This is a genomic window from Rhizobium sp. BK661 (genome assembly GCF_024808825.1).
Classification (GTDB): Bacteria; Pseudomonadota; Alphaproteobacteria; order Rhizobiales; family Rhizobiaceae; genus Rhizobium.
Genome location: NZ_JANTYT010000001.1, coordinates 156089 through 175991, shown reverse-complemented (window position 1 = coordinate 175991; position 19903 = coordinate 156089). Strand labels below are relative to the sequence as shown.

The window sequence follows — 19903 nt, the reverse complement described above, 5'->3', positions numbered from 1 at the left end:
AGGTCAATGACTATCAAGAGAGTTGCGATCGTTGGCTGCGGCATCGGCCGTTCCCACATCGTCGAAGGCTACTTGCCGCATCCCGAGAAGTTCAAGGTGGTGGCGATCTGCGACCTGAACGAAGAGCGGCTGCGCGAGATCGGCGACGAGTTCGACATCGCCAAGTGCACGACCTCGTTTGCCGACGTGCTGGCCGATGAGAGCGTCGATATCGTCGACATCTGCACGCCGCCCGGCATCCACCTGGAGCAGGTGGTGGCGGCGCTGGCAGCGGGCAAGCACGTCATCTGCGAGAAGCCGTTGACCGGCTCGCTTTCCGGCGTCGATATGATCATCGAAGCGGAGAAGGCGGCCAAAGGGACGCTGATGCCGATTTTCCAGTATCGCTACGGCGACGGCATCGAAAAGGCGAAACGGATCATCGAGGCGGGTATCGCGGGCAGGCCCTATATGGGCTCGGTGGAAACTTTCTGGCGCCGCACGCCCGAGTATTACTCCGTGCCTTGGCGCGGCAAGTGGGCGACGGAGCTTGGGGGCGTGTTGGTCACCCATGCGCTGCACCTACACGATATGCTGTTGCATCTGATGGGTCCGGTATCGAAGGTGTTCGGTAGGGTCGCAACTCGCGTCAACGACATCGAGGTCGAGGATTGCGCCTCGGCAAGCCTATTGATGCAGAGCGGCGCCTTCGTGTCTCTCTCCTGCACGCTGGGCTCCCAGGAGGAGATCAGCCGGTTGCGGCTGCACTTCGAAAACGTCACCTTCGAAAGCAACCATGAGCCTTACTCACCGGGTAAGGATCCATGGAAGATCATCGCCGCGAATGACGATGTGCAGGCGCGCATCGACGCCATCATCGGTCATTGGCAACCGGTCGCGCCTCGCTTCACCACGCAGATGGAGCATTTCCACGCCTATCTCAGCGGCAATGGTCCGCTGCCGGTGACGACAAAGGACGCGCGCCGCGCGCTGGAACTCGTGACCGCCATCTACCAATCGTCCGATACCGGCAGCGAAGTCATCCTGCCGATCGGATCGGACAGCCCGAAGTACGCCGACTGGCGTGCTCGCACGAAGTAACGGACCAGGGAGGATCCTGAGATCATGGCAACAAGCGTCGTTCTCCAGAAGGTCGAAAAGCGCTACGGCGCGCTTGATGTTATCCACGGCATCGACCTGAAGATTGATCCCGGCGAGTTCGCGGTCTTCGTCGGCCCGTCAGGCTGCGGCAAGTCCACGCTCTTGCGCATGATCGCGGGTCTCGAAGAGATCACCGGCGGCGCGCTTCTGCTCGACAACGAGCGGATGAACGAGGTGGCGCCGGCCAAGCGCGGCATCGCGATGGTGTTCCAGTCCTATGCGCTCTACCCGCATATGTCCGTCTACAAGAACCTGGCCTTCGGGCTTGAGACGGCCGGCTACAAGAAGGCAGAGATTCAGCCGAAGGTGAAGCGCGCCGCCGAAATCCTGCAGATCGAAAAGCTGCTTGAGCGCAAGCCGAAGGCACTCTCCGGCGGCCAGCGTCAGCGCGTCGCGATCGGCCGTGCGATCGTGCGCGAACCGCGCATCTTCCTGTTCGACGAACCGCTCTCCAACCTCGACGCGGAACTGCGCGTGCAGATGCGCGTCGAGATTTCCCGCCTGCATCGCAGCCTCGGCAATACGATGATCTACGTCACCCACGACCAAGTGGAAGCCATGACCATGGCTGACAAGATCGTGGTGCTGAACTCCGGCCGTATCGAGCAGGTCGGCGCGCCGCTCGATCTCTACAACAACCCGGCCAACCGCTTCGTCGCGGGCTTTATCGGCAGTCCGAAGATGAACTTCCTGCAGGCCCGCATCGAGCAGGTCGGCGAAGCCGACACAACCATCAACGTCTGTGGCAACGCCGTTCGCCTGCCGCGCCGGCTCAACACCGAGGCCGGGCAAGCCGTTACCTTCGGCATCAGGCCGGAACATCTTTCGGTGCTCGAAACCGGCGGGATCACGCTTACGACTGTCAATGTCGATCTCGTTGAAAACCTTGGCGGCGCGACCATGCTCTACGCGAAGACGCCGGATGGGCAGCAGCTGACGATAGCGCTTGACGGACAGCAGAAGGTCGAACGCGGAACGAACGTGAAAGCGTCCTTCGATCCGGCGCGGTGTCATGTCTTTGATGCATCAGGCGCCGCAATCTAGTCGCGCTTGACAGCTGATCCCTCTCTGGCCATGATTTCAATAGGATAGGCCGCGAAGGGGAAAAGCGTGACGCCTGAAGATCGGATTCATGCGCTTGGCATTTGGCAGGGTCCGATCGAAATTGTCCCAATCACCGGTGGCATCACAAACCGGAATTATCTGGTGCGGGATCGCACGGTTCGCCGCGTTGTTCGATTGGGCGAAGACATTCCGGTTCACCATATCAGCCGGCAGAACGAGCTTGCCGCCAGCCAGGCCGCACATGCAGCCGGACTGTCGCCTGAAGTCATTTATCATGAGCCGGGCGTGCTCGTCCTCGACTACATCGAGTCGAAGGCGCTCACGCCGGAGGATCTTCGACGCCCCGAGACTTTGGAGCGTGTGATCCCCCTGGTGCGGGCCTGCCACCATGACATCGCCCGCGAATTTCGCGGCGCGGCGGCGATCTTCTGGGTCTTCCATGTCATTCGCGACTACATCGCCAATCTGGAAGCAGCCGACAGCCCCTATCGCCGACGTTTCCCGGATTTGCTCGCCAAGGCCGAAAGGCTGGAGACGGCGGGCGGCCCGTTCGAGATCGCCTTCGGCCACAACGACATGCTGGCCGCCAACTTTCTCGACGACGGCAAGCAACTGTGGCTGATCGACTGGGACTATGCGGGGTTCAACACGCCGCTCTTCGACCTGGGCGGTCTTGCCTCCAACAGCGAGTTCTCCGAGGCGACAGAGCGATCGATGCTCGAGTCCTACTATCGGGTGCCGCTGAGCGCGGACCTCTGGCGGCGTTACCAAGCCATGAAGTGCGCCTCGCTGCTGCGCGAGACACTGTGGAGCATGGTGTCGGAAATCCATTCCACCATCGACTTCGACTACGCCGGTTATACGGCCGAGAATTTAGCGCGCTTCGAGCGCGCCTATGACGCTTTTGAACAGGATCGGTAATATGACGAAGGAATTGCCAAAGACCGCCAAGGCTGTTGTCATCGGCGGCGGGATCATCGGCTGCTCGACGGCCTACCATCTCGGCAAGCTCGGCTGGACGGACACGGTGCTTCTGGAGCGCAAGAAGCTGACTTCGGGCACGACCTTCCATGCGGCCGGCCTCGTTGGCCAGTTGCGCACCAGCGCCAACATCACCCAGCTGCTCGGCTATTCCGTCGATCTCTACAAGAAGCTTGAAGCCGAGACCGGGCTAGGCACCGGCTGGAAGATGAATGGAGGCTTGCGCCTAGCCTGCAACGAGGAGCGCTGGACCGAGGTCAAGCGCCAGGCGACGACCGCGCAATCCTTCGGGCTCGAGATGCAACTGCTGACGCCGCAGGAGGCCTTCGATCTCTGGCCGCTGATGACAATAGACGATCTCGTCGGCGCGGCCTTTCTGCCGACCGATGGCCAGGCCAATCCATCTGACATCACGCAGGCGCTTGCCAAGGGCGCACGCATGTCCGGTGTCGCGATTTTCGAGGATACAGAAGTTCTCGATCTCGAGATCGACAAGGGCAGGATTCGCGCTGTCATCACCGAGCATGGCCGCATTGAGTGCGAACGCGTCGTGGTCTGCGCCGGCCAGTGGACGCGCGCCTTTGCGACGCGCTTCGGCGTAAACGTGCCGCTCGTATCCGTCGAGCACCAGTACATCATCACCGAATCCTTCGGCGTGCCGTCGAACCTGCCGACGTTGCGCGACCCCGACCGGCTGACCTACTACAAGGAGGAGGTCGGTGGCATCGTCATGGGCGGCTACGAGCCGAACCCGATCCCCTGGGCCAAGGACGGTATTCCCGAAGGCTTCCACTACACACTGCTCGACAGCAATTTCGATCATTTCGAGCAGGTCATGGAGCAGGCGCTTGGCCGGGTTCCGGCTCTCGAAACCGTCGGCGTTAAACAGTTGCTGAACGGGCCGGAGAGCTTTACGCCCGATGGCAACTTCATTCTCGGCGAAGCACCGGAGCTGAAGAACTTCTTCGTCGGCGCCGGCTTCAACGCCTTCGGTATCGCGTCCGGCGGCGGCGCCGGCATGGCGTTGGCTGAATGGGTTGCCAAGGGTGAACCGCCTTATGACCTCTGGCCGGTCGATATCCGCCGCTTCGGCCGCCCGCACTTCGATACGGACTGGGTGCGCACGCGCACGCTTGAGGCCTATGGCAAGCACTACACGCTGGCCTTCCCCTTCGAGGAGTATTCGAGCGGGCGACCATGCCGCAAATCGCCGCTATACGACCGGCTGAAGGCGCAGGGGGCCTGCTTCGGCGAAAAACTCGGATGGGAGCGGCCGAACTGGTTTGCCGATCTCTTCGCCAACGAGGAACCGAAGGACATCTACACCTACGGCCGTCAGAACTGGTTCGAGGCCGTCGGGCGGGAACACAAGGCGGTGCGCGAAGCCGCCGTGATCTTCGATCAGACGTCTTTCGCCAAGTTTGTCTTGAAGGGGCGCGATGCCGAGGCGGCATTGTCGTGGATCGCCTCCAACGACGTGGCAAAGCCAGTCGGTTCGCTCGTCTACACGCAAATGCTGAACGACAAGGGCGGCATCGAGTGCGATCTCACCTGCGCCCGCGTCGCCGATGACGAGTATTACATCGTGACCGGCACCGGCTTCGCGACACATGACTTCGACTGGATCGCACGCAATATTCCGGATGGGATGCATGCAGAGCTCGTCGACGTCACCTCCGCCTATTCCGTTCTGGCGCTGATGGGACCGAATGCGCGGGCCGTGCTCGAGAAAGTGACAAACAGCGATGTTTCCAATGCCGCATTCCCCTTCGGGCGCGTCAAGACAATCGGCATTGCCGGCTGCCCGGTCCGGGCGCTGCGCATCACCTATGTCGGGGAACTCGGTTACGAGCTGCATGTGCCGGTCGAATACGCAACAACGGTTTATGACGCGCTGATGGCGGCGGGCGCTCCGCTGCAACTTGGTAATGCCGGCTATCGCGCCATCGAAAGCTGCCGCCTCGAAAAGGGTTATCGCGCCTGGGGTTCGGATATCGGCCCGGATCACACACCTGTTGAAGCCGGACTCGGCTGGGCCCTGAAGACGAGGAAGAACACGCCGTTTCGGGGCCGCGAGGCAATCGAACGGCAGCTCGCGACAGGCGTCAAGAAGATGCTTGCCTGCTTCGTGCCTGAGGATCCCGATATCGTGCTGCTCGGCCGCGAGACGGTCTACCGTGACGGCAAGCGCGTCGGCTGGCTCTCCAGCGGCGGCTTCGGCTACACAATTGGCAAGCCGATCGGGTACGGCTATGTCCGCAACCCCGAAGGCGTGAGCGAAGACTTCGTGCTGTCCGGCAGCTACGAACTCGACGTGGCCCGTGAGCGGGTGCCCTGCCAAGTTTCGCTGAAACCGTTGTACGATCCGGAAATGGTGAGGGTGAAGGGATAGGCACTGAGCTGAGAGGCGGTCATTCCTTTGCTTGTCACCGGAAACCAGGCGTCGAGCGTCGGCGCGGTGAATGACCATAAGCCGTGCCTCCTACACCCCAAGGATGGGGCACACCGAATCCCTATGACAGCACAGGGATGACGGGCTGGGCGCAAGTAAGCCGGCAAGAACAGCCGCCAAGGGTGATAAAAGTGCGGCGATCACCTGTCTATGAAAATCCCCTGCGACGACGAAATCTGTCGCAGGCTCTTCCTCAAAACAGCGGGAGCCTGTTGTCCTGGATCAGGATCTCCAGCTTGTTCGCCACATCCTCGGTCCAGCCGATATTGCCCGTCAGCGCCGCCGGAAAGAGGCCCGGCAAACCGAACAAGGCTTTCGACACGGAACCGCCATTGCGCGGCACGTCGGCCAGCAAAGCGGCAATTTCCGTCGCGCGAGGATCACGCAATTCGTAGCGTTCGCCGTTCCTGTCGACACCAAGGGCGTAGCGCATCCAGGCAGCTACTGCGATCGCATAGGTTTCCGCCTTGCTGCCATTTTCCAACGCCTCGGTCGCGGGCTCCAGCAGACGCTGCGGCAGTTTCTGCGTCCCGTCCATGGCGATCTGATAGGTGCGGTGGGCGATCGCTTTGTTTGCAAAGCGTGCGATCAACTCATCCGCATAGGCCTCTAGGTCGATACCGGGTACAGGATCGAGCGTGGCGGCGGCTGCGTTCATGTGACGGCGTGCCAGGGCCGCCAGGCCGGCGTCATCCATGACGTCGCGGATGAATTCATAGCCACCTATATATCCGAGATAGGCGAGCAGCGAATGCGCCCCGTTGAGCATCCGCAGCTTCATCTTTTCGTAAGCCGAGACTTCCTCGACCATCAACGCGCCGGCCTTCTCCCATTCCGGGCGGCCATTGGCGAAGTGATCCTCGATCACCCATTGCGTGAAGGGTTCGGTCTCGATCGCCGCGAGATCCTGCCTGCCGGTCAGCCTTTCGGCATCGCGATAGGTGGCGTCCGTGCTTGCGGGCGTGATGCGATCGACCATGGTCGATGGGAAGGGTACGTTTGTTTCGATCCACTGGCGAAGCTCCGGATCGATGCGACCGGCAAACTCGAGCACGAGCCGCTTCAATACGGCGCCGTTGCTCGGCAGGTTGTCGCAGCTGAGCGGCGTGAATGGCGCTATGCCCTTATCGCGACGGCGCGCAAGACCTTCGACGAGATAGCCGATGACGCCGCGCGGCGCATGGCGGTTGGCAAGGTCGGCGGCAATGTCGGGGTGTTTCAGGTCGAGCCCGCCCGTGGCGGAATCGAAGCCATAGGCCTTTTCCGTTACCGTCAGGCTGACGATGCGGATGGCCGGGTCTTCCAGTCTTGCAAGCAGATCGCCGGGATTGCGGGTTGCGACATGGGCGCGCAGGATCGGGCCGATAACATGCGCGGTCGTGCCGGACGTATCGCGCACGAGCATCGTGTAGAGCCCGTTCTGCTCGTTCAGGTGATCGGCAACATCGGCTGTGCGCAGGCTCGCGACCTCGATGCCCCAATCGCCGCCGGCGGCGGCAATCGCAGCGTCGGTGAACGGCGCGAAGTGAGCGCGAAAGAACGCGCCGGGACCGAGATGCAGGATACCCGGCTTCAATGCCTTGCGATCATAGCCCGGAAGCTTTGCGGTCGGCGCGAGGCCGGAAAGGCTTGTCAGACGTTCGGTCACAGCTTGTATGCCTTCTTCGCGTTTCCGTAGGAGAGATCGCCGGCAACAATCTCGGCTTCCTTGCGGGACATCCGGTGTTCAGTCACGAACTGCGCCAGGAAGCGGCAGACCTCGCGGCGCCAGACATCGTGGCGGGCCGGGATCGACAGAAGCGCCCGTGTATCGTCATTGAAACCCGCCAGATTGGCGAAGCCTGCCGTCTCCACCACCTGATCGAGATAGCGGCGAATACCGTTCGGGCTGTCGTGGAACCACCATGGCGGGCCGATCATCAGGCACGGCCAATGGCCGGCCATCGGCGCCAACTCGCGGGCATAAGTCGTCTCGTCGAGCGTGAACAGCAGCACGCGAAGACCCGGCGCATGGCCGTACTTTGCGAGCATGGCAGAGAGACCGCCGACCCAGTCGGTCGGTGTCGGGATGTCCGCGCCCATGTTCGGACCACGGGTCTGGAACAGTTCGCGATCCGTGTTGCGGCGCGAGCCGGCGTGGATCTGCATCGTCATGCCGTCTTCGGCCGAAAGCCCCGCCATTTCGGTCAGCATTTGGCCGCGGAAGAGTTCCGCGTCCTCGGCGCTCAGCGTGCCCTTGTGCGCCTTGTCGAGCAGGCGCTGCTTATCGGCAAGCGGCAGGTCCGCGGTGAAGGCCGTCGGTACGCCATGGTCGGTGGCGGTCGCGCCATATTGGCGGAAATAGGCGCGGCGCTTGCGATGGGCGTCGATCAACCCATCCCACTTCGTCACATCGCAATCGGTGAGTTCGCCAAGCCGGACGAGGTTTTCGCGGAAGCCGACGGCATCCGGGTCGGTGACGCTATCCGGCCGGTAGGTGGTACGGACGCGGCCGATCCAGCCGTCCTTGGCCATCGTCTGGTGATGCACCAGCGGGTCGAGCGCACCTTCGGTCGTAGCGATCGTCTCGATGCCGAAACGCTTGTGCAGGGTGCGCGGCCGGAATTCCGGCAGCGCCAGCTGCGCGTTGATATGGTCGTAGAGCGCATCTGCATTTTCAGGCGTCAGCGGCTCTTCGCAACCGAGCACGGCCGACATGGCATGGTCGACCCACAGGCTAGACGGCGTGCCGCGGAAGAGATGATACTGCGCGGCAAAGGCGCGCCAGATGTCGCGGCCCTTGGCGACCGGCTTGCCGTCGAGGCGCGGAACGCCAAGATCATCGAGCTGGACGCCGACGCTGTGCAGCATGCGGAAGAGATAATGATCGGGGATGACGAGGAGCGAAGACGCATCCTCGAACGGCTTGTCGTCGGCAAACCACGACGGCTCTGTATGCCCGTGAGGGCTTACGATCGGCAGTGCGCGAACCGTCTCGTAGAGATCGCGCGCGACCGTTCGGGTTGCCGGATCGGCTGGAAAGAGCCGGTCCGGATGAAGAAAGCCGTTTCCAACATCCATAAGAATTCCTCCCTGAGGGCTACCGGCCTATCCCACAAGTCGGAATGCGGCAAGGGCTTTTAGTAACCAAACGGTTCAGTTTTGCAAATCGCCCTGCCCGCCCCTCGAAATGATTGACCGCACGGACTATTTCCGCTTTTCAGATGCGGACGAAATTGGCCGCTTGCGGCAAGGAGGTTCCATGTCCGACGAGACAAGCCGCGTGATAAAGCTCGAGGAAATTGTTGCTCACCAGGCGAAGACGATCGAGGAGCTATCCGACCAGCTGGCCGAGCAATGGAAGGTCGTGGAGCAGACGCGCGCCAAACTCGATAGATTGACGGAGCGGTTCCTATCGCTTGAGGAGCAGTCTCTCGACGCCCCTGCCATCACACGACCTCCGCACTACTGAGTTGCCGGCAGCCCTTGTTTTTGACCGCCGGAATACCTATTAAAAGGGGCGTGAGGACGACCTCCCCCTCTATGGGCATCAACTCGGGACGACCCGAACATTCCCATTGGGGGTAGTCATGCGGAAAACCGCAGATCGTATCCGTCACGCCATCAGCTTCGAACTTGTCGGATTAGCACTCGTCACCCCGCTCGGGGCACTGGCATTTGGCATGCCCATGGCCGACATCGGCGTGATCGGCGTTGCCGGCGCGACGCTGGCGACGCTGTGGAACTACATCTACAATCTCGGCTTCGACCACCTGATGCAGCGTCTGACCGGCGGGACGCGGAAGAGTGTCGCGATCCGCGTGTTGCACGCCGTCATGTTCGAGGTGGGACTGCTTTTGGCGCTGCTACCGATGATCGCCTGGTACCTCGACATCAGCGTCGTTCAAGCGCTGATGATGGACGTGTCCTTCGCACTTTTCTACATGGTCTACGCCTTCGTCTTCAACTGGGCATACGACCGTGTCTTCCCGCTGCCGGATTGGCAGCCGGTCGCGCAGCAATCATAAAGCAGGTCTACCGATGAAAAGAAAACGGGACCGCCTTTGCCGGCGATCCCGTTGATTTTCAAGGCGTGACCGATCAAGTGATCAGACATTGCCCATGCAGAGATACTTCATTTCCAGATAGTCCTCCGCACCGTGGCGTGAGCCTTCGCGCCCCAAGCCGGATTGCTTGATACCACCGAAGGGCGCCGTTTCGCTTGACATCAGGCCGGTGTTGATACCGACCATGCCGTATTCGAGCGCCTCGGCGACACGCCAGACCTTCTTGAGTTCGCCGGCGAAGAAGTAGGCGGCGAGGCCGAATTCGGTGTCGTTGGCCTGCGCGATCACATCCTCGACGGTATCGAAGCGGAAAAGTGGGGCGACGGGACCGAAGGTCTCTTCGCGAGCGACCTTCATTTCGCGGGTGACACCTGTCAGCACGGTCGGCGTGAAGAACGTGCCGGCACCTTCGACGCGCTTGCCGCCCGTGACGATCCTGGCGCCCTTCGACACCGCGTCCGCAACGTGACTTTCGACCTTCGCCAGTCCCTGCTCATCGATCAGCGGGCCAATCGTCACGCCGGCCTTAAAGCCGTCGCCGACGGACATTTCTTCCACTTTCGCGGCAAGCTTGGCGGCGAAGGCATCGTAGACGCCCGACTGCACGTAGAGACGATTGGCGCAGACGCAGGTCTGGCCGGCATTGCGGTACTTAGACGCCAGAGCGCCTTCGACTGCCGCATCGAGATCGGCGTCATCGAAGACGATGAAGGGGGCATTGCCGCCAAGCTCGAGGCTGACCTTCTTGATCTGGTCGGAGCACTGACGCATCAGGATACGACCAACCTCGGTCGAGCCGGTGAAGCTGATCTTGCGCACCTTGGCGTTGCCGCAGAGTTCCTTGCCGATCGTAGGGCCGTCTTCACCGACGATAACGTTGAAGACGCCGGCCGGAATGCCGGCCTGCTCGGCAAGGACGGCGAGCGCTAAGGCCGACAGCGGCGTCTGCTCGGCCGGCTTGGACACGACCGTGCAGCCAACGGCGAGCGCCGGAGCGATCTTACGGGTGATCATCGCGGCAGGGAAATTCCAGGGCGTGATGGTGCCGACGACGCCGACGGGCTGCTTGATGACGATCATTCGCTTGTCGTTCGACGGCGCGGGGATCGTCTCGCCGTAGATGCGCTTGGCTTCTTCCGCATACCATTCGACATAGGCCGCGGCATAAAGGATCTCGCCGCGGGCTTCCGCGAAGGGCTTGCCCATTTCGGCCGTCAGGATCGCCGCCAGCTCATCGGCATGGGCGACCATCAGGTCGAACCACTTGCGCAGGATCCCGGCGCGCTCCTTGGCCGGACGCGCGGCCCAGGCCGGCTGCGCGGCATAGGCGGCATCGATTGCTTCCCGCGTTTCGTCTGCCCCCATATCTGGTAGCGAGGCGAGAACCTCGCCAGTTGCCGGATTAAGGACGTCGAAAATCTTCGTGGCGCCACCAGCTGTCCAGACACCGTTGATGTAACCGGCGTCGCGCAGGAAAGGCGAGGAAAACGGAACGTGTTTTGTCAGTGCAGTCGTGAATGCCATGTCATGTAACTCCAGGCAAAGAGGCCTTCGCCTTACTTGCCGCTTGCTTCGAGGATCGAGGCTTCCAGAATGTCGAGCGCTTCGCCGAAGACATTGTCCTGAATGGTGATCGGCGCGAGAAAGCGAATGACGTTTCCGTGGACGCCGCAGGTCAAAAGGATCAGTCCCTTTTCCAGCGCGATCAGGCGAACCTTGTTGGCAAATTCGGCGCTCGGCAGATTCGTCGTCCTGTCGTTGAACTCGACGGCGTTCATGAAGCCGGGGCCACGGATGTCGACGATCTCGGGTGCCTTCTCGCGGAGCGATTCAAGGCGCTGTTTGAGCCGGCTGCCAAGCTGGTTGGCGCGGTTGCAAAGATCTTCGTCCTTGATGACGTCAAGAACCGCATGGGCGGCCGCGATGCCAAGCGGATTGCCGCCATAGGTGCCGCCAAGACCGCCCGGTCCCGGTGCATCCATGATCTCCGCGCGGCCGGTGACGGCTGCGAGGGGGAAGCCGCCGGCAAGGCTCTTGGCCATCGTCATCAGGTCGGGGGCGACCTCATGGTGATCCATCGCGAACAGCTTGCCTGTGCGGGCAAAGCCGGTCTGGACTTCATCGGCGATGAGCAGGATGCCGTGCTGGTCACAGAGTTCGCGCAGTGCCTTCATAAAGGAAACCGGTACTGAGTAGAAACCGCCCTCGCCCTGAACCGGCTCGATGATGATCGCGGCGACGCGCTGCGGATCGACATCGGCGGCAAACAGCTTCTTCAGCGCGGCCAGCGACTGATCCGGCGTCACGCCATGAAGCTCGACCGGGAACGGCACGTGGAACACATCGCCCGGCATCGCACCGAAGCCAACCTTGTAGGGCACGACCTTGCCTGTCAGCGCCATGCCCATGAAGGTGCGGCCGTGGAAGCCGCCGCCGAAAGCGATGACGGCGGAGCGGCCGGTGGCAGCGCGAGCGATCTTCACGGCATTCTCAACCGCTTCTGCGCCCGTCGTGACGAAGATCGTCTTCTTCTCGAAATTGCCGGGCGTCAGCGCATTCAAGCGCTCGGCGAGGTGCACGTAGTTTTCGTAGGGAACGACCTGGTGGCAGGTGTGGGTGAAGTGATCGAGCTGTTCCTTGACGGCAGCGATCACTCGCGGGTGGCGATGACCGGTGTTGAGAACGGCGATACCTGCCGCGAAGTCGATATAGCGGCGACCTTCCTTGTCCCAGATCTCGGCATTCTCTGCGCGGTCGGCATAGATCTGCGTGGTCATGCCAACGCCGCGCGAAATGGCAGCATTCTTCCGGTCTGTAAGAGTGGTCGCGGTCATCGGTGTGTTCCTGCGCTCTGGAATGTTGGGAAACGATCTTGCATAACTTCTGCAAGACATGTAAAAAATTCCTACATTTTTCCTGCAAGAAATCAAGCGGCATTTTGTGCTTCAAACCGACGTCGTTTTCGGCGATGGTCGCGCAAGAAAAGAAGAGCCGGAGACGGCCTCAAGAAAACAAAACGAACCGGGAATAATTGGCTTATGAGCAACGGGACGTCGGTGCGCTACAAGGTAGCGGAGGCGGCAAAATCAGCGGGCGTTTCCGCGTCCACACTGCGCCTTTGGGAAAGCCAGGGGCTTGTCGTTCCGGATCGGTCGGAGACCGGGCACAGGCAATACACCACTGAAGACGTCGCGCGGATAAAAAAGATAGCCTGGTATCGAACTGAACGCGGGCTCAACCCGGCCGCCATCCGCGAAGCGCTGGAAAGCGAAGAGCCATCGGAAAGCTCCGATTCGGCGGACACGTCTGATCTTGGGCGCCGGCTGCGGAGCCTGCGGCATGGCGCGGGGAAGACATTGGATCAGGTCGCAGGCGACGTCGGCATTGCTGCATCGACGCTGTCGACCCTCGAGCGCACATCGCAGGGCGTGAGCTTCAAAACGCTGCACGACCTTGCCGAATATTACGGCACCACAGTTTCCCGTCTCTCCGGCGAGGAACGAGACGACATGCCCGAGGTGGTTCGCGCAGGCGCCTGGCACACGTGGCCCGAAACGACACCTGGCGTCACGGTTCAGCTTCTCGCCGAGGGCCGTACGATGATGGATTGCCACCGTTTTGTGCTCGCGCCCGGCGCGGCAAGTGAAGGCGCCTATCGGCACGAAGGCGAGGAGTTTATGCACGTGCTCTCGGGGCGGCTGGAACTGGTGCTCGATTCCGATCAGTTCTTCGATCTCGGACCCGGCGACTCGCTCTACTTCGAAAGCCGCCGCTACCATTCCTGGCGGAACCGTCACGACGGCGAAACCATTCTTATATGGATCAACACGCCGCCGACATTCTAAGCCTTGGCGGTATCGTCCACGATGGCTTTGCGCTATAGCGCCAGAAGTGACAGTTTGAGTGAGAGACGAGATCGATGGCAGCCACCATACGTTTCCATGAGGGTGATATCTCTGCAGCGGATGCCGCGCGCTACACCGGAGCTATTGCGATCGATACAGAAACTCTCGGCCTCGTGCCGCGCCGCGACCGGCTATGCCTTGTGCAGCTCTCGCCGGGCGACGGTTCGGCTGACGTAATCCGCATCGCTGCCGGCCAGAAGGACGCACCGAACCTGATTGCGATGCTGGCGGATCCTTCCCGCCAAAAGATCTTCCACTATGGCCGCTTCGACATCGCCGTTCTGTTCCATACATTCGGCGTCACTACGCAGCCGGTCTTTTGCACGAAGATCGCCTCGCGCCTCAGCCGCACCTATACCGACCGGCATGGCCTGAAGGACAATCTCAAGGAAATGCTTGAGGTTGATATTTCCAAGGCACAGCAGTCTTCCGACTGGGCCGCCGCGACCTTGTCGCAGGCGCAGTTGGAATATGCCGCCTCCGATGTGCTTTACCTGCATGCCCTGCGTGACAAGCTGACCGAACGGCTCGTGCGTGATGGCCGCATGGATCACGCCAAAGCCTGCTTCGAATTCCTCCCTACCCGCGCCAAGCTTGATCTGCTCGGCTGGGAAGAAGCTGACATCTTCGCGCACAGCTAAGATATTTCTGGCTTTTTTGACAGATGGGACCGGCGCGGCCCAGCCGTGCACCGATCATTAGCGATTCGTTAACCGCCGCGTCGTTAAATTCTTTACCACTTTTTATGCATTCGACGGCGCGATGGAGCGCCACGTCGCGCAGATAGGACTGCCGGGGAATGCGACGGGCCGGATGAGCGCGGCCTTCTTGTAACCTGCTTTCACCGCACTTTACGAAAGAAGGAGCATGACATGTTGACTCCGGTTCGTTCAGCGTCAAATACGAGTTTATCCTCCCAAGGCCAGACGGCCGCCGTGAGCGGCGACGTCCTGGTGCGCGCTTCGAGCGCTGTTGCGCCGGTCCACCAGGTTCAGAGCGCGGATCTCAATTCGTCTGTTGCCGGCAAACTCAACATCCTCCTGCTGGCCGTGCGTGCCCGCATGGTCGATGCCCTCCTTGATGTGCTGAATGCGACCAGCGAGGCGGTTTCAATCCCGCGGGAGGAAGATGAACCCGATCTGGCCTTTGCGTCCCGCCTGGCGGCCGCGATTCAGAAGTTGCCGCCCGCAAAAATCGAACAGCTCGAGCGTCAGCTTGCAATGCAAGGCCACGCAGTCCCGCTTCGGTTGTTGGCCGAGGCACTGCGGAACCCGGCCGGACCGGAAGCCGCCCGCATCGCCACCTATCTCGAAACCATTCGGTACAAGGATCGCGATCTGGCGACCCGCGCCGTCGTTCGCTCATACGGCCAGAACGATGCGTCGCCGCCGCGTCAGGAGCAGCGAGGCGAAATCAGCATCCATCGGGACAATCTCACTGTAGCGCCGGGAGCTCCTGTCACGACGAAGCGGGAGCCAGAGGCTCCGCGACAGACGGCGCTCGTTGCCGCCGCCTACCTCGATGCAGACAGCGCGCCGGTTCAACCCATTGAACATTCCGCGGACAAACCGATCACCAAACCGGCTGTCGAGGCGACGGTCGAAGAAGCGTTGCCCGAGATCGGCGAAGTCTTGGATGAAAGCATCGCATCCGGGGAGAAAGTCGAGCCGGCGCAGGAAGCCGCACAGGCAGGCACGCACGACCCCGTATCCAAAGGCGATCCCATCATTCCGAAGAGTTGGGCGGCGATACCCGCGTCGCTCTCGGATGATACGACAAAGCTGATCGTGACAATCATTCGGGACCAGGAAGCCGAAGCTTTGCTCGAGGTCGCCGATCCTGATCCTGCAGTCGAAATCGACATCATCCTCGATGAGACGATCCTTGCCGATCTGCCGGAAGAGTTGATTGCGCTGCATGATCGCGCCCCGTCCCTACCGGAAGGCGTGGCGCGCCAATCGCCGCTTGTCCCCGAACAGCCGGTTAGCGAAGCAGCTGCCACAACTGCGAAAAAGCATCCTGCTCCGGAAATCTCACCGCCCTTGATCGTACAGCAGGCCATCGACGAAACCTATGCGCCGGTACTGATGAAAATCGTCGAAGGCGTGCCCTACGCGATGCAGCCCTACGATTTCTCAAAGGACGAGGCCGACGATAGCGGCGCCCGCGAGATGCATCGCCAGGATCACAATGGCGGCGAGTCGTCGGAGGAGGAGGATGCGGAGAAGCAAGGCGAGCCGTCGAACGAGGAGCCGACGGGTGTTGTGATCGACGACGAGGCCGCCGCTGCCTTGGCCGCCCGAGAAAGCGCGATCAAGGCCGGGACACCGCCGCACCGGCCGGCACCGCCGCTGCCGATGGCAGCGGCAAACGCGGACGACGCCTATATGCTCTACCGGCGCAAGGTCGACTGGGAATAGCGCGCACACTTGCATGGGCAGCGCAAATGCAAAGAACCCGCCGGATCGCTCCGGCGGGTTCTTTTATTCTTCAAGCCTGAGGCTGGCGATTATTCGCCGCCGCGGTTCTTCAGAGCCGCGCCGAGGATGTCGCCGAGCGAAGCGCCGCTGTCGGACGAACCGAACTGAGCAACAGCTTCCTTCTCTTCCGCGATTTCCAGAGCCTTGATGGACAGCATGATCTTGCGGTCCTTCTTGGAGAAGTTGGTGACGCGGGCGTCAACAACCTGGCCAACCGAGAAGCGTTCCGGACGCTGCTCGTCGCGGTCGCGCGACAGGTCTGCACGGCGGATGAACGAGGTGATGTCTTCGTGGTCGACGAGCTTCACTTCGATGCCGCCATCGTTGACTGCGATGACTTCGCAGGAAACGACTGCATTCTTGCGCAGGTCGCCCGAAGCTGCTGCTTCGCCGACAGCGTCCTTGCCGAGCTGCTTGATGCCGAGCGAGATGCGCTCCTTTTCGACGTCAACATCGAGAACGACAGCCTTGACGACGTCACCCTTGTTGAACTCTTCGATGACCTGTTCGCCCGGACGGTTCCAGTCGAGGTCGGAGAGGTGCACCATGCCGTCAACATCGCCGTCGAGGCCGATGAACAGGCCGAACTCGGTCTTGTTCTTGACTTCGCCTTCGACTTCAGTGCCAGCCGGATGGTTGCGAGCGAATGCTGCCCACGGATTTTCCAGGGTCTGCTTCAGGCCGAGCGAAATACGACGCTTGGACGGATCGACTTCGAGAACGACGACTTCGACTTCCTGGCTCGTGGACAGGATCTTGCCGGGGTGTACGTTCTTCTTGGTCCAGGACATTTCCGAGATGTGGATCAGGCCTTCGATGCCCGGCTCCAGTTCGACGAACGCACCGTAGTCGGTGATGTTCGTGACGGTACCGGAGATCTTCTTGCCTTCCGGATACTTGGCCTGGATGCCATCCCACGGATCCGACTCGAGCTGCTTCATGCCGAGCGAGATGCGGTGGGTTTCCTGGTTGATGCGGATGATCTGTACCTTGACCTGCTGGCCAATGGACAGGATTTCCGACGGATGGTTCACACGGCGCCATGCCATGTCGGTGACGTGCAGCAGGCCGTCGATGCCGCCGAGGTCAACGAACGCACCGTAATCGGTGATGTTCTTGACGACGCCGTCAACAACCTGGCCTTCTTCGAGGTTCTGAACGATTTCAGAACGCTGCTCGGCACGGGATTCTTCCAGAACCGTACGACGCGATACGACGATGTTGCCGCGACGCTTGTCCATCTTGAGGATTTCGAAGGGCTGCGGGTTGTGCATCAGCGGGGTAACGTCGCGGATCGGACGGATGTCGACCTGCGAACGCGGCAGGAAGGCAATCGCGCCGTCGAGGTCAACCGTGAAGCCGCCCTTGACCTGGTTGAAGATAACGCCTTCAACGCGCTCACCAGCTTCGAACTTGGCTTCGAGCTTGACCCAGCTTTCTTCGCGGCGAGCCTTTTCGCGCGACAGAACAGCTTCGCCGAGCGCGTTTTCGATACGCTCAACGTAAACTTCGACTTCGTCGCCGACCTTGAGAGTGCCGTCCTTGGCCTTGGCGCCGAATTCCTTGAGGAGGATGCGACCTTCGACCTTGAGGCCGACGTCGACAACCGCGGAGTCCTTCTCGATTGCCGTTACGATGCCCTTGGTGACATAGCCTTCGGCCAGGTCGTGCTTGGCAAAGGACTCTTCGAGAAGGGCCGCGAAATCTTCGCGAGAGGGAGTAGCTACTGACATGAAATCTCCTGCATATCCGGATCCGGATACGTGTGCGCCGGTTGGTTCGTGTTGAACGGGCCTGAACCCAGTCCGCCTCCTCTCGGGAAGCAATCCGGCGCTTGGACGGAATTTCAGGCTTAGTCTTCAAAAGCGACCCAGACACGGCCCGGGCAAATCGCTCGAATTCAGATATTTCGGCTCAAAGCTGCATCGATGATCGATTTCGCAGCTTGAAACGCGGCCTCTATACTCATTTCCGACGTATCAAGCAAGTGCGCGTCGTCGGCTGGTTTCAAAGGGCTATCAGCCCGTCCCATGTCGCGTTCGTCGCGGCGCTTGACGTCGTCGAAAATGGCATCGAAATCGGCAATTCCTCCCTTGCCTTTTATTTCGTCGTAGCGGCGCTTGGCCCGAACCTCGGGACTTGCAGTTACATAAAGCTTCACCGGCGCTGCCGGGCAAACGACGGTGCCAATGTCACGGCCGTCGAGCACCGTACCAGGCGCCTTTTCCGAAAACCGCCGCTGCGCATCCACCAGTGCACGCCGCACGCCAGGCATCACCGCGATCTTCGAGGCGGCCTCGCCGATCTCGTGTTTCGAGAGTATATCGCGATCGAGACCCGCCAGTTCAACATCGCGGGCCATCTTTTCTGCCACCGCCTCGTCGTCGAGTGTGAGGCCGGCATCGAGCAGGGCCTTTGCCGTCGCGCGGTAAGTCAGCCCCGTGTCGAGATGGTGAAAGCCGTAGGTCTCGGCGATCTTGCGCGAAAGTGTCCCCTTGCCGGCGGCTGCGGGTCCATCGATGGCGATCGTGAACTGTTTGATGGTCATCTGTCCGTTCATTTCTCTGTCAATCCGCCGTAGCGACGGACGAGATCGACCATGTCTTCCTGACCGGACTTTTCGCCGAGACCGGCAACAACACCTTCGCGATCGGCAACGGGCCGATTCTGGCTGACCTTCCACTTGCCTTCGATCGCGGCAATCTCGATTTCGACGCCGATGATGCCTTTCATCTGCGCGCGGATGAAATCATCCGGCGCATCGCCCACTGCCCAGGGCCTGTCGCGCGGCCCTTCCTGTTGCGTGGTGATCGCGTTGATCTGCCGGAGCAGCCAATCCGCATCGTCGATGACGCGCGCCTTGCCCCTCGCTTGTACGATCGTGTAGTTCCAGGTCGGCACGACTTTGCCGGTCTCCTGCTTGGCCTGGTACCAGGACGGCGTAATGTACGCATCAGCACCCTGGAAGACGGCGAGCACATCGGCGCCTGCCTCGATATCGCGCCACTGCGTATTGGCCTTGGCGAGGTGGAGACGCAGCGTCCCCTTTTCGGAGGCTGCGGAATCGAGAAGGAAAGGCACCGAATTCGCCATCAAACCCGACGCGCCTGCCGTAATCAGCATGCCGAGCGGATGCGCCCGGATCAGGGCGTGCTGGACGCCCAGGTCTTCCTCGCGAAAATGCGGTGGCTGGTACATTCCTTGGCACCCATTCAGCAGCCGGCGACAAGCCGATCTGCCCCGAAAATGAACAATCGCCGGCTCAGTACCACAACTGGCGGCACCGGTCATCCGGCTTGCATCAGCGATGCTTGAAGTTAGGCTTTGACATGCCGAGCTGCAACGATTATGGGGACCGGCTTATAAATTCCGAATAGAACGCCGGTTTTCACGGCATTTGCCGAATCTTGATTCGGCCATTCTCACGAGGCTAACAGTGGCGAAAGCTGAACTTGGAACGAAGCGTACCGATCCGGAAACCGGCAAGAAGTTCTACGACCTGAACCGGGATCCGATTGTTTCCCCCTATACGGGCAAGTCCTATCCCCTCTCCTTCTTCGAGGAAACCTCCGCTGCAGCGGCTGCCGAAGCCCAGGATGAAGAAGAGGTCGCGGAAGTCGATACCGAAAGCACGGAAGTCGAACTGGTTTCGCTCGAGGACGCCGATGAAGGCGCATCCGGCGACGACATCCCAGACATGGGCGACGACGACGTCGAAATCGAAGGCGACGACGACGACACCTTCCTCGAAGCTGACGAAGATGACGACGATGACGACATGAGCGACATCATCGGCGTCACCGGCGACGAAGACGAAGTCTGATCTGATTAAGT

General features: G+C 61.0%; 17 protein-coding genes. 10 read left to right on the top strand and 7 right to left on the bottom strand.

Going from position 1 to position 19903, the window contains the following annotated elements; genetic code table 11:
• Positions 1–6: 6 nt before the first annotated feature.
• From FHX16_RS00820 to FHX16_RS00805, 4 genes are all read left to right on the top strand, one after another.
• Complete coding sequence (locus FHX16_RS00820; RefSeq protein WP_183863286.1) at positions 7–1080, top strand: Gfo/Idh/MocA family protein; 1074 nt, start codon at positions 7–9, stop codon at positions 1078–1080.
• A 24-nt stretch (positions 1081–1104) separates the two neighbouring features.
• Complete coding sequence (locus FHX16_RS00815; RefSeq protein WP_259126354.1) at positions 1105–2184, top strand: ABC transporter ATP-binding protein; 1080 nt, start codon at positions 1105–1107, stop codon at positions 2182–2184.
• Positions 2185–2250: 66 nt separating this feature from the next.
• The gene (locus FHX16_RS00810) at positions 2251–3126 is read left to right on the top strand and encodes a phosphotransferase family protein (RefSeq protein WP_259126353.1); all 876 of its coding nucleotides are present in this window, start codon (positions 2251–2253) and stop codon (positions 3124–3126) included.
• Between the two features lies 1 nt (position 3127).
• Positions 3128–5578 (top strand): FAD-dependent oxidoreductase, encoded by a 2451-nt coding sequence (locus FHX16_RS00805; RefSeq protein WP_259126351.1) that lies wholly within the window; start codon positions 3128–3130, stop codon positions 5576–5578.
• Positions 5579–5831: 253 nt separating this feature from the next.
• Here the strand turns inward: FHX16_RS00805 and FHX16_RS00800 are convergent, their stop codons facing one another.
• Entirely contained in the window at positions 5832–7286 is a 1455-nt protein-coding gene (locus FHX16_RS00800) for a mannitol dehydrogenase family protein (RefSeq protein WP_259126350.1), read from the bottom strand.
• Positions 7283–8698 (bottom strand): glucuronate isomerase, encoded by a 1416-nt coding sequence (gene uxaC / locus FHX16_RS00795; protein WP_259126349.1) that lies wholly within the window; start codon positions 8696–8698, stop codon positions 7283–7285. Before uxaC ends, FHX16_RS00800 begins: the two co-directional genes overlap by 4 nt.
• Before the next feature lie 181 nt (positions 8699–8879).
• Here uxaC and FHX16_RS00790 point away from each other — a divergent pair, with 181 nt between their 5' ends.
• Both FHX16_RS00790 and FHX16_RS00785 read left to right on the top strand, forming a co-directional pair.
• Positions 8880–9089 carry a SlyX family protein gene (locus FHX16_RS00790; RefSeq protein ID WP_183753742.1) on the top strand — a complete coding sequence of 70 codons (210 nt, stop codon included), beginning with the start codon at positions 8880–8882 and terminating at the stop codon, positions 9087–9089.
• A 118-nt stretch (positions 9090–9207) separates the two neighbouring features.
• Positions 9208–9645: a PACE efflux transporter gene (locus tag FHX16_RS00785; protein WP_259126348.1), complete on the top strand. Its 438-nt coding sequence runs from the start codon at positions 9208–9210 to the stop codon at positions 9643–9645.
• An 81-nt stretch (positions 9646–9726) separates the two neighbouring features.
• On the opposite strand, the gene FHX16_RS00780 is transcribed toward FHX16_RS00785, so the two are convergent.
• Both FHX16_RS00780 and FHX16_RS00775 read right to left on the bottom strand, forming a co-directional pair.
• On the bottom strand, positions 9727–11208 hold the full coding sequence (locus tag FHX16_RS00780) for an NAD-dependent succinate-semialdehyde dehydrogenase (RefSeq protein WP_259126347.1): 1482 nt from the start codon (positions 11206–11208) through the stop codon (positions 9727–9729).
• Positions 11209–11240: 32 nt separating this feature from the next.
• A complete protein-coding gene (locus FHX16_RS00775; RefSeq protein WP_183863269.1) occupies positions 11241–12518 on the bottom strand; it encodes a 4-aminobutyrate--2-oxoglutarate transaminase in 1278 nt (425 codons plus the stop codon).
• 204 nt (positions 12519–12722) lie between these two features.
• Between FHX16_RS00775 and FHX16_RS00770 the strand changes: the two genes are divergently transcribed.
• The 3 genes from FHX16_RS00770 to FHX16_RS00760 all read left to right on the top strand — a co-directional run bounded on the left by FHX16_RS00770 (position 12723) and on the right by FHX16_RS00760 (position 16009).
• A complete protein-coding gene (locus FHX16_RS00770; protein WP_183753750.1) occupies positions 12723–13529 on the top strand; it encodes a MerR family transcriptional regulator in 807 nt (268 codons plus the stop codon).
• 74 nt (positions 13530–13603) lie between these two features.
• The gene (locus FHX16_RS00765; protein ID WP_183863267.1) at positions 13604–14230 is read left to right on the top strand and encodes a ribonuclease D; all 627 of its coding nucleotides are present in this window, start codon (positions 13604–13606) and stop codon (positions 14228–14230) included.
• A gap of 294 nt (positions 14231–14524) precedes the next feature.
• Entirely contained in the window at positions 14525–16009 is a 1485-nt protein-coding gene (locus FHX16_RS00760) for a hypothetical protein (protein WP_259126345.1), read from the top strand.
• Between the two features lie 89 nt (positions 16010–16098).
• Here FHX16_RS00760 and rpsA read toward each other — a convergent pair whose 3' ends face one another.
• The 3 genes from rpsA to FHX16_RS00745 form a co-directional block, all read right to left on the bottom strand.
• The gene (rpsA, locus tag FHX16_RS00755) at positions 16099–17802 is read right to left on the bottom strand and encodes a 30S ribosomal protein S1 (RefSeq protein WP_114710594.1); all 1704 of its coding nucleotides are present in this window, start codon (positions 17800–17802) and stop codon (positions 16099–16101) included.
• A gap of 167 nt (positions 17803–17969) precedes the next feature.
• A complete protein-coding gene (gene cmk, locus FHX16_RS00750; RefSeq protein ID WP_183863263.1) occupies positions 17970–18617 on the bottom strand; it encodes a (d)CMP kinase in 648 nt (215 codons plus the stop codon).
• An 8-nt stretch (positions 18618–18625) separates the two neighbouring features.
• Positions 18626–19267 carry an FMN-binding negative transcriptional regulator gene (locus FHX16_RS00745; RefSeq protein ID WP_183863261.1) on the bottom strand — a complete coding sequence of 214 codons (642 nt, stop codon included), beginning with the start codon at positions 19265–19267 and terminating at the stop codon, positions 18626–18628.
• Between the two features lie 238 nt (positions 19268–19505).
• Here FHX16_RS00745 and FHX16_RS00740 point away from each other — a divergent pair, with 238 nt between their 5' ends.
• Positions 19506–19892, top strand: coding sequence for a TIGR02300 family protein (locus tag FHX16_RS00740; protein ID WP_007798949.1), 387 nt, complete (start codon positions 19506–19508; stop codon positions 19890–19892).
• Positions 19893–19903: the final 11 nt, after the last annotated feature.

Excerpts from the sequence above, each read along its gene's own strand:
- FHX16_RS00820 (WP_183863286.1), top strand. The coding sequence starts at position 7 with ATGACTATCAAGAGAGTTGCGATCGTTGGCTGCGGCATCGGCCGTTCC.
- FHX16_RS00815 (WP_259126354.1), top strand. The coding sequence starts at position 1,105 with ATGGCAACAAGCGTCGTTCTCCAGAAGGTCGAAAAGCGCTACGGCGCG.
- FHX16_RS00805 (WP_259126351.1), top strand. The coding sequence starts at position 3,128 with ATGACGAAGGAATTGCCAAAGACCGCCAAGGCTGTTGTCATCGGCGGC.
- uxaC (WP_259126349.1), bottom strand. The coding sequence starts at position 8,698 with ATGGATGTTGGAAACGGCTTTCTTCATCCGGACCGGCTCTTTCCAGCC.
- FHX16_RS00790 (WP_183753742.1), top strand. The coding sequence starts at position 8,880 with ATGTCCGACGAGACAAGCCGCGTGATAAAGCTCGAGGAAATTGTTGCT.
- FHX16_RS00785 (WP_259126348.1), top strand. The coding sequence starts at position 9,208 with ATGCGGAAAACCGCAGATCGTATCCGTCACGCCATCAGCTTCGAACTT.
- FHX16_RS00780 (WP_259126347.1), bottom strand. The coding sequence starts at position 11,208 with ATGGCATTCACGACTGCACTGACAAAACACGTTCCGTTTTCCTCGCCT.
- FHX16_RS00775 (WP_183863269.1), bottom strand. The coding sequence starts at position 12,518 with ATGACCGCGACCACTCTTACAGACCGGAAGAATGCTGCCATTTCGCGC.
- FHX16_RS00770 (WP_183753750.1), top strand. The coding sequence starts at position 12,723 with ATGAGCAACGGGACGTCGGTGCGCTACAAGGTAGCGGAGGCGGCAAAA.
- FHX16_RS00765 (WP_183863267.1), top strand. The coding sequence starts at position 13,604 with ATGGCAGCCACCATACGTTTCCATGAGGGTGATATCTCTGCAGCGGAT.
- rpsA (WP_114710594.1), bottom strand. The coding sequence starts at position 17,802 with ATGTCAGTAGCTACTCCCTCTCGCGAAGATTTCGCGGCCCTTCTCGAA.
- cmk (WP_183863263.1), bottom strand. The coding sequence starts at position 18,617 with ATGACCATCAAACAGTTCACGATCGCCATCGATGGACCCGCAGCCGCC.
- FHX16_RS00745 (WP_183863261.1), bottom strand. The coding sequence starts at position 19,267 with ATGTACCAGCCACCGCATTTTCGCGAGGAAGACCTGGGCGTCCAGCAC.